This window comes from Candidatus Eisenbacteria bacterium, assembly GCA_016867715.1.
In the GTDB taxonomy this organism is placed as follows: domain Bacteria; phylum Orphanbacterota; class Orphanbacteria; order Orphanbacterales; family Orphanbacteraceae; genus VGIW01.
The window spans coordinates 1-6,845 of sequence record VGIW01000129.1 but is presented as its reverse complement, the minus strand read 5'-3'; the positions used below and the strand labels follow the sequence as shown (position 1 = coordinate 6,845).

The following is a 6,845-nucleotide window of genomic DNA, read 5'->3' as shown; positions in this document are numbered from 1 at the left end:
GAGTTTCCGCGCGGGAGGAGCGATCACGTCCTCCCCTCATGTGTCGGGGGATCGGGTCTTTTTCGGATGCCGGGACGGGAAGCTCTACGCGCTTGACCGCGAGAGCGGAAGCCGCGCGTGGACCGCAGCAGGCCCGGGAGGGATCGGGTCCACGCCGGCGGCCGCGGGTGGGCTCGTCTTCTTCGGCGAGTACGAGGGGGCGGTCGTCGCGGTCTCCGAAACGGATGGGCGCGAGCTTTGGCGGCGCCCGACCGGGGGCAGGATCGTCTCCTCCCCTTGCGTCCACGAAGGCCGCGTCTACGTCGGCTCCTTCGATCGCTCGCTCTACGCGCTCGGAGTCGAATCCGGCGCGGTCCTCTGGCGCTTTCCCACACAGGGCGTCATCTGGTCCTCGCCGACCATCGCGGGAGATCTCGTCCTCTTCGGTTCGTGGGACGGATCTCTCTACGCGGTCCGCCGCCTGGACGGCTCGCTCGCCTGGCGGCACGATACCCGGGATCGCGTCTACTCGTCCCCCCGCGCGCAGGGGGAGGAGGTCTACATCGGGACCCAGAAGGGGGCGCTCGTTCGCCTCGACCGGAGCACCGGGCGGGTCGTCTGGTCCTCTCCCACGGGGAGCCCCGTCCACTCCCGCCCCGTGATCGCCGAGGACCGGGTGGTGTTCGGATGCGAAGACGGGACCGTCCAGTGCGCGTATCGGGAGACGGGAGAGATCCTCTGGAGCTACCCGACCGGCGACCGTGTCCCCGCCTCGGCATTCGTGGAGTGGGGGATCGCCTACGTGGCTTCCTACGACGGCTACCTGTACGCACTCGATCTCGACGACGGCCATCCTCGATGGAGGGCCCCGCTCGGCGCTTCCGCCTATTCGTCCCCAACATCTGACGGAACAAGGATTTACGTCGGCACGAACCAGGGGCGGCTCCTCGCGTTCTACCTGGGAATCTGATCGGGACCTTCCGGCTTTCGCCTTGACAAGCCCCTTGCCCGGTTGTAGGTTACCCGCGGAACGTCCTCCCGCTTCCTTGCCCGAAGGGGAGCGGCGGGAGCCGAGCGGGGCCGGGAGATCCGGCCTCTTCCGGCGGCCCGCGACCGGGCGGGGAACGCCACGAGCGTCCGGCGGTTTCCACTCGCGCGCACGGGCCGGGAGCCCGGGGCTCGGAAGGGCTCCGGATCGTTGACGCCCGTCCAAACGCACCCCAAAGGGAGAATGACAGGATCGATGTTCGGAAAGCTCCTCGCCTCGATCGTCGGAACCAAGACGGACCGCGAAGTGAAGCGGATGCGACCGCTCGTCGAGGAGATCAACCGCTTCTTCGAGTCGTATCGCGCCCTCTCGGATGACGCGCTCGCGGCGAAAACCGCCGAGTTCCGGAAGAGGATCGAAGACGGAGAGACGGTCGACGCGCTTCTTCCCGAGGCGTTCGGAGCGGTGAAGGAGGCGTGCAGGCGGCTCGTCGGGAAGTCGTGGGATGTCTGCGGCCAGAAGAACGAGTGGAACATGATCCCCTACGACGTCCAGCTGATCGGCGGCATCGTCCTCCACGAGGGGAAGATCGCCGAGATGGCGACCGGCGAGGGGAAGACGCTCGTCGCGACGATGCCCCTCTACCTCAACGCGCTCGAGGGGAAGGGGGCCCACCTCATCACCGTCAACGACTACCTCGCGCGGCGCGACCGGGAGTGGATGGGTCCGATCTACGAATCGCTCGGCCTCACCGTCGGCGTGATTCAACACGATATGGATCCCCCCTCGCGCCAGGCGGAGTACCGGTGCGACATCACCTACGGAACGAACAACGAGTTCGGTTTCGATTATCTCCGCGACAACATGGCGGTCCGCCCCGAGTACCGCGTGCAGCGCGGCTTCCGCTACGCGATCGTCGACGAGGTCGACTCGGTTCTGATCGACGAGGCGCGCACGCCGCTCATCATCTCCGGACCGGTCGCCCACTCGGTGCACCGCTTCGACGAGGTGAAGGAGGCGGTGCGGAAGATCGTGCGCAAGCAGACCGAGCTCGTGAACGAGCTGGTCGCGAAGGGGGAGAAGCTCCTGCAATCGGAGAGCGACGAGGAGCGCTACGAAGCGGGGACTCTTCTTCTCCAAGCGCAACGCGGCGCTCCCAAGAACAAGCGCCTGATGAAGCTCCTGCAGGAGCAGGGCGTGCAGAAGTTGATCCGCCGCGTCGAGACCGACTACATGCGCGACAAGCGCCTCAGCGAGCTCGACGAGCCGCTCTACTTCGCGATCGACGAGAAGAACCACAACACCGACCTGACCGAGAAGGGGCGGACCGATCTCTCGCCGAACGACCCGAACCTCTTCCTCATCCCGGACCTTCCCGAGGAGATGCAGGCGATCGATTCGGACGGCGCGCTCTCCCCGTCGGACAAGGCGGCGGCCCGCGAGCGGGTGCAGAAAGAGTTCCTCGATCGGAACGAGAAGATCAGCAACATCCGCGCGCTTCTCAAGGCGCACTCGCTCTTCGAAAAGGACGTCGAGTACGTCGTGCAGGACGGCAAGGTGATCATCGTCGACGAGTTCACCGGCCGCCTCATGCCCGGCCGGCGTTTCTCGGAAGGGCTGCACCAGGCGCTCGAGGCGAAGGAGAACGTCTTCATCGAGGCGGAGACGCAGACGCTCGCGACGATCACCCTCCAGAACTTCTTCCGCCTCTACAAGAAGCTCGCCGGCATGACCGGAACCGCGGAGACCGAAGCGTCGGAGTTCTTCGAGATCTACAAGCTCGATGTCATCGTGGTCCCGACGAACGTGCCGTGCCGGCGCGAGGACGAGGACGATCTCATCTATCGCACGCGCCGCGAAAAGGTGAACGCGATCGTCGAGGAGATCGCCGATTGCTACAAGCGCGGGCAGCCGACGCTCGTCGGGACCGCGTCGGTCGACGCCTCCGAGACGATCTCGCGGATCTTGAAACGGATGAACATCCCGCACTCGGTCTTGAACGCGAAGAACCACCAGGGGGAAGCAGAGATCGTCGCGCGCGCGGGCGAGTTCCGCTCGGTCACGATCGCGACGAACATGGCGGGGCGAGGCACCGACATCAAGCTCGGGCCCGGCACGCGGGAGCTCGGGGGGCTTCGCATCGTCGGCACGGAACGCCACGAGGCGCGCCGAATCGACCGGCAGCTTCGCGGCCGCTCCGGGCGCCAAGGAGATCAGGGATCGAGCCGCTTCTACTTGTCGCTCGAGGACGATCTGATGCGCCTCTTCGGATCGGATCGGGTCGCGGGGATCATGGATCGGCTCGGCCTCCAAGAGGGAGAGGTGATCCGCCACGGCCTCGTCACGCGCGCGATCGAGAAGGCCCAGAAGCGGGTCGAGATGCACAACTTCGACATCCGCAAGCACCTCCTGAAATACGACGACGTGATGAACGAGCAGCGTTCGGAGGTTTACGGATGGAGGAACTCGCTCCTCGACGCGGACGACCTCACCGACGAGATCGACGGGATCATCGGGCTCTTCCTCGACTCCCTTCTCGAGCCGCGCTTCGCCGCCGGGGATTTCGCCGAGGATTGGGATCTTGAGACGCTGCGCCTCGCGCTTGGCGAGATCTTCCTCGACCCGTTCGACCTTCCGGCCCTCCGCGAGGTCAAGCCGGACAAGGAAGAGACGCGCCGCGCGATGGTCGAGCACGCGAAGGAACTCTTCCGCGCGCGACGCGACGAGAGGCTTCGCTTTCTCGACGAGAAGGGGCTCCCGCACTCCCTCCTCGTCGACTTCGAGCGCTCCGCGATCCTCTCCAAGATCGACGAGTACTGGAGAGAACATCTCTACGAGCTGGACGGCCTCAAGTCCGGGATCGGGCTTCGCGCGTACGCGCAGAAGGATCCGCTCATCGAGTACAAGAAGGAGGCGTTCGAGCTCTTCTCGGAGCTCGCCGAGAGGATCCATCGGGAGGCGCTCCGTCTCCTCTTCCTGCCGGTCACGCTTCGCGTCGAGCCGAGGCGTGCGCGGGCGGCGGCGCCGCCGCGGGTGCGCGAATCGCACGATTCCTTCTCCGCGCTCGAGGGGAGACAGGGGGCCGAGGCGCGCCCCGCCGCGCGCGAGCGGGTCGCGACGGTCGTCCGTTCGGAGCGGAAGGTCGGCCGGAACGAGCCGTGTCCGTGCGGGAGCGGGAAGAAATACAAGCAGTGCTGCGGAAGGTAGGGTTGCCCGCGGCGGCGGAAAAGAGTAGCTTACCGTCCGGCGCGCGGGCGCCGTCAGGGGGCTCAAGCCGCCCGGCGCGAAGACCGATCCTCCAGGGGGGGTGGCTTCCCCCGCGGGTGAAGGCGGAATCCGAAAGGACAGTATGGCTAAGTCGCTCGTCATCGTGGAGTCGCCGGCCAAGGCGCGCACGATCAACAAGTTCCTCGGGCGCGGGTACGAGGTGAAGGCCTCGATGGGCCACGTGAAGGACCTCCCCAAGAGGGACCTCGGCGTGGACGTCGAGAACGATTTTGAACCGAAGTACATCATCATTCGGGGGAAGGGGAAGGTCCTCCAGGAGATCAAGAAGGCGGCGCGCGCCGCGGAGAAGGTTTACCTCGCCCCCGACTTCGACCGCGAGGGAGAGGCGATCGCCGCGCACCTCGCCGAGTATCTCGGTGAGAACGGCGGCGCGGGGAAGATCCGCCGCATCCTCTTCAACGAGATCACGAAGCGCGCGATCCAGGAGGCGATCCGAAACCCGCAGGCGATCGACACGAACAAGGTCGACGCGCAGCAGGGGAGAAGGATCCTCGACCGGCTCGTCGGGTATATGGTCAGCCCGCTCCTCTGGAAAGCGTTCTACCGCGGGACGAGCGCCGGGCGCGTGCAGACGGTCGCCCTCCGCATGATCGTCGAGCGGGAGGAGGAGGTCGAGGCGTTCCGCCCGGAGGAGTTCTGGACGATCGACGCGGCCTTCGCCAGGACGTCGGGGAATGCGTTCACCGCTTCGCTCCAGGAGATCGATGGCGAGAAGATCCGCATCCCGAACGGCGAGGAGGCGGCCCGCATCGCCGGGGACATTCCGAGCCACGAGTATCGTGCGAGCGAGATCGAGAAGACCGTACGCCGCCGCCAGCCCCCTCCTCCGTTCATCACCTCGACCTTGCAGCAGGAGGCGTCGAAGCGCTTCGGGTTCACGGCGCGCAAGACGATGCAGATCGCGCAGGGCCTCTACGAGGGGGTCGATCTCAAGGACGAGGGCCCGGTCGGGCTCATCACCTATATGCGAACCGACTCGACGCGTGTCGCCGACGAGGCGATCGCCGAGGTGCGGGAGCTGATCGGGCGCGCGTTCGGCCCCGGCGAGCTTCCCGAGAAGCCGGTGGAGCACCGGAAGGGGAAGGGGGCCCAGGACGCCCACGAGGCGATCCGCCCGACGTCGGCCGCGCGAACTCCCGATTCGTTGAAGAATCAACTGACGCGCGATCAGTTCCGCTTGTACGAGGTCGTGTGGAGCCGCTTCGTCGCGAGCCAGATGAAGCCGGCCCTTTACGACCAAACGAAGATCGACGTGCGGGGAGGCCCGTATCTCTTCCGCGCGAACGGCTCGGTGATCCGCGAGAAGGGCTTCCTGCAGGTCTTCGAGGAGACGAACGGGAAGAACGGAAAGGACCGGCTCCTCCCCGAGGTCGCGGAGGGGGAGAACCTCCGTCTCGGCGAGGTGAGCCCCGAGCAGCACTTCACGCAGCCGCCGGCGCGCTACACCGAGGCGAGCCTCGTCAAGGAGCTCGAGGCGAACGGGATCGGCCGCCCGAGCACCTACGCGACGATCGCCGCGACGCTGATCGACCGGAAGTACATGCGGCGCGAGAAGCAGCGTTTCTTCCCGACCGATCTCGGGCGCGACGTGCTCAAGTTTCTTCTTGTCCATTTCGAGAACGTGTTCAACGTCGGCTTCACCGCCCTCATGGAGGAGGAGCTCGACAAGGTCGAGGAGGGGAAGGATCGCTGGAAGGACGTGGTCCGCACCTTCTACGAGCGGTTCCGCCAGGATCTCGACCAGGTGAACGTCGAGGACGCGAAGTCGGCGACGGAGATCGTCTGCGACCGTTGCGGGAAGCCGATGGTGGCGCGCTGGGGGCGGAACGGCCGCTTCCTCGCGTGCACCGGCTACCCGGAGTGCCGGAACACGCGGCCTCTCGAAGGCGAGGAGCCGGAGCCGACGAACGAGGTTTGCGACAAGTGCGGCGGCGGCATGGTGATCCGAAGCGGCCGCTTCGGGCGCTTCCTCGCGTGCGCGAACTACCCCGCGTGCAAGAACACGCGCTCGATCCCCGTGGGGGTCTCGTGTCCGCGCGAGGGATGCGGCGGCCAGCTCACGGAGAAGCGAACGCGCACCGGGCGCGTCTTCTACGGATGCTCGAGCTATCCGAAGTGCGACTTCGCCGTTTGGAGCCGGCCGATCGCGGAGAAGTGCGAGGCGTGCGGCTTCCCGCTCCTCGTGGAGAAGAGCAGCAAGGCGCGCGGCGACTACCTCGAGTGCCCCGAGTGCAAGGCGAAGAAGGAGCTCGCCGCGGAGCGCTCGGGGGAGACCGGGGAAGAGTAGCTCTCATCCAGCCGGAAATCGACTCGTCTTCTGATCGGCCGTGGTTGCGTCGTCGGACGGCGGGGCCAGTCGGCCATCCGTCATGGTTGCGCTGTCGGACGCGCGGGTCCCAAACGACCAGATCTGTTGTTCAAGAAGGAGCGTGGGCGGGCTCGCTCAACGGGCCGACCTCCCCCTCGGGGACGCCTCCGAACGCGCCCCGCGCGTTCTCGGCTCCAATCGCTCGGCCACCCGCCCCCCTGGTGCGGGAGCCTTCGGCTCCATCGTCGAGGGGGCGGGTACCCGGCCTCGTCGATCAGGCCC

Annotated in this window: 3 protein-coding genes; all 3 read left to right on the top strand. The window is 66.7% G+C overall.

The genetic code is table 11. From position 1 onward, the window contains the following. On the top strand, window positions 1–949 hold a 949-nt coding region (locus tag FJY73_13630; GenBank protein ID MBM3321698.1), incomplete at its 5' end, for a PQQ-binding-like beta-propeller repeat protein. Window positions 950–1,222: 273 nt separating this feature from the next. Then, window positions 1,223–4,174 (top strand): preprotein translocase subunit SecA, encoded by a 2,952-nt coding sequence (gene secA, locus FJY73_13625; protein ID MBM3321697.1) that lies wholly within the window; start codon window positions 1,223–1,225, stop codon window positions 4,172–4,174. 142 nt (window positions 4,175–4,316) lie between these two features. Next, window positions 4,317–6,542 (top strand): type I DNA topoisomerase, encoded by a 2,226-nt coding sequence (topA, locus tag FJY73_13620; protein ID MBM3321696.1) that lies wholly within the window; start codon window positions 4,317–4,319, stop codon window positions 6,540–6,542. Window positions 6,543–6,845: the final 303 nt, after the last annotated feature.

Excerpts from the sequence above, each read along its gene's own strand:
- topA (MBM3321696.1), top strand. The coding sequence starts at position 4,317 with ATGGCTAAGTCGCTCGTCATCGTGGAGTCGCCGGCCAAGGCGCGCACG.
- secA (MBM3321697.1), top strand. The coding sequence starts at position 1,223 with ATGTTCGGAAAGCTCCTCGCCTCGATCGTCGGAACCAAGACGGACCGC.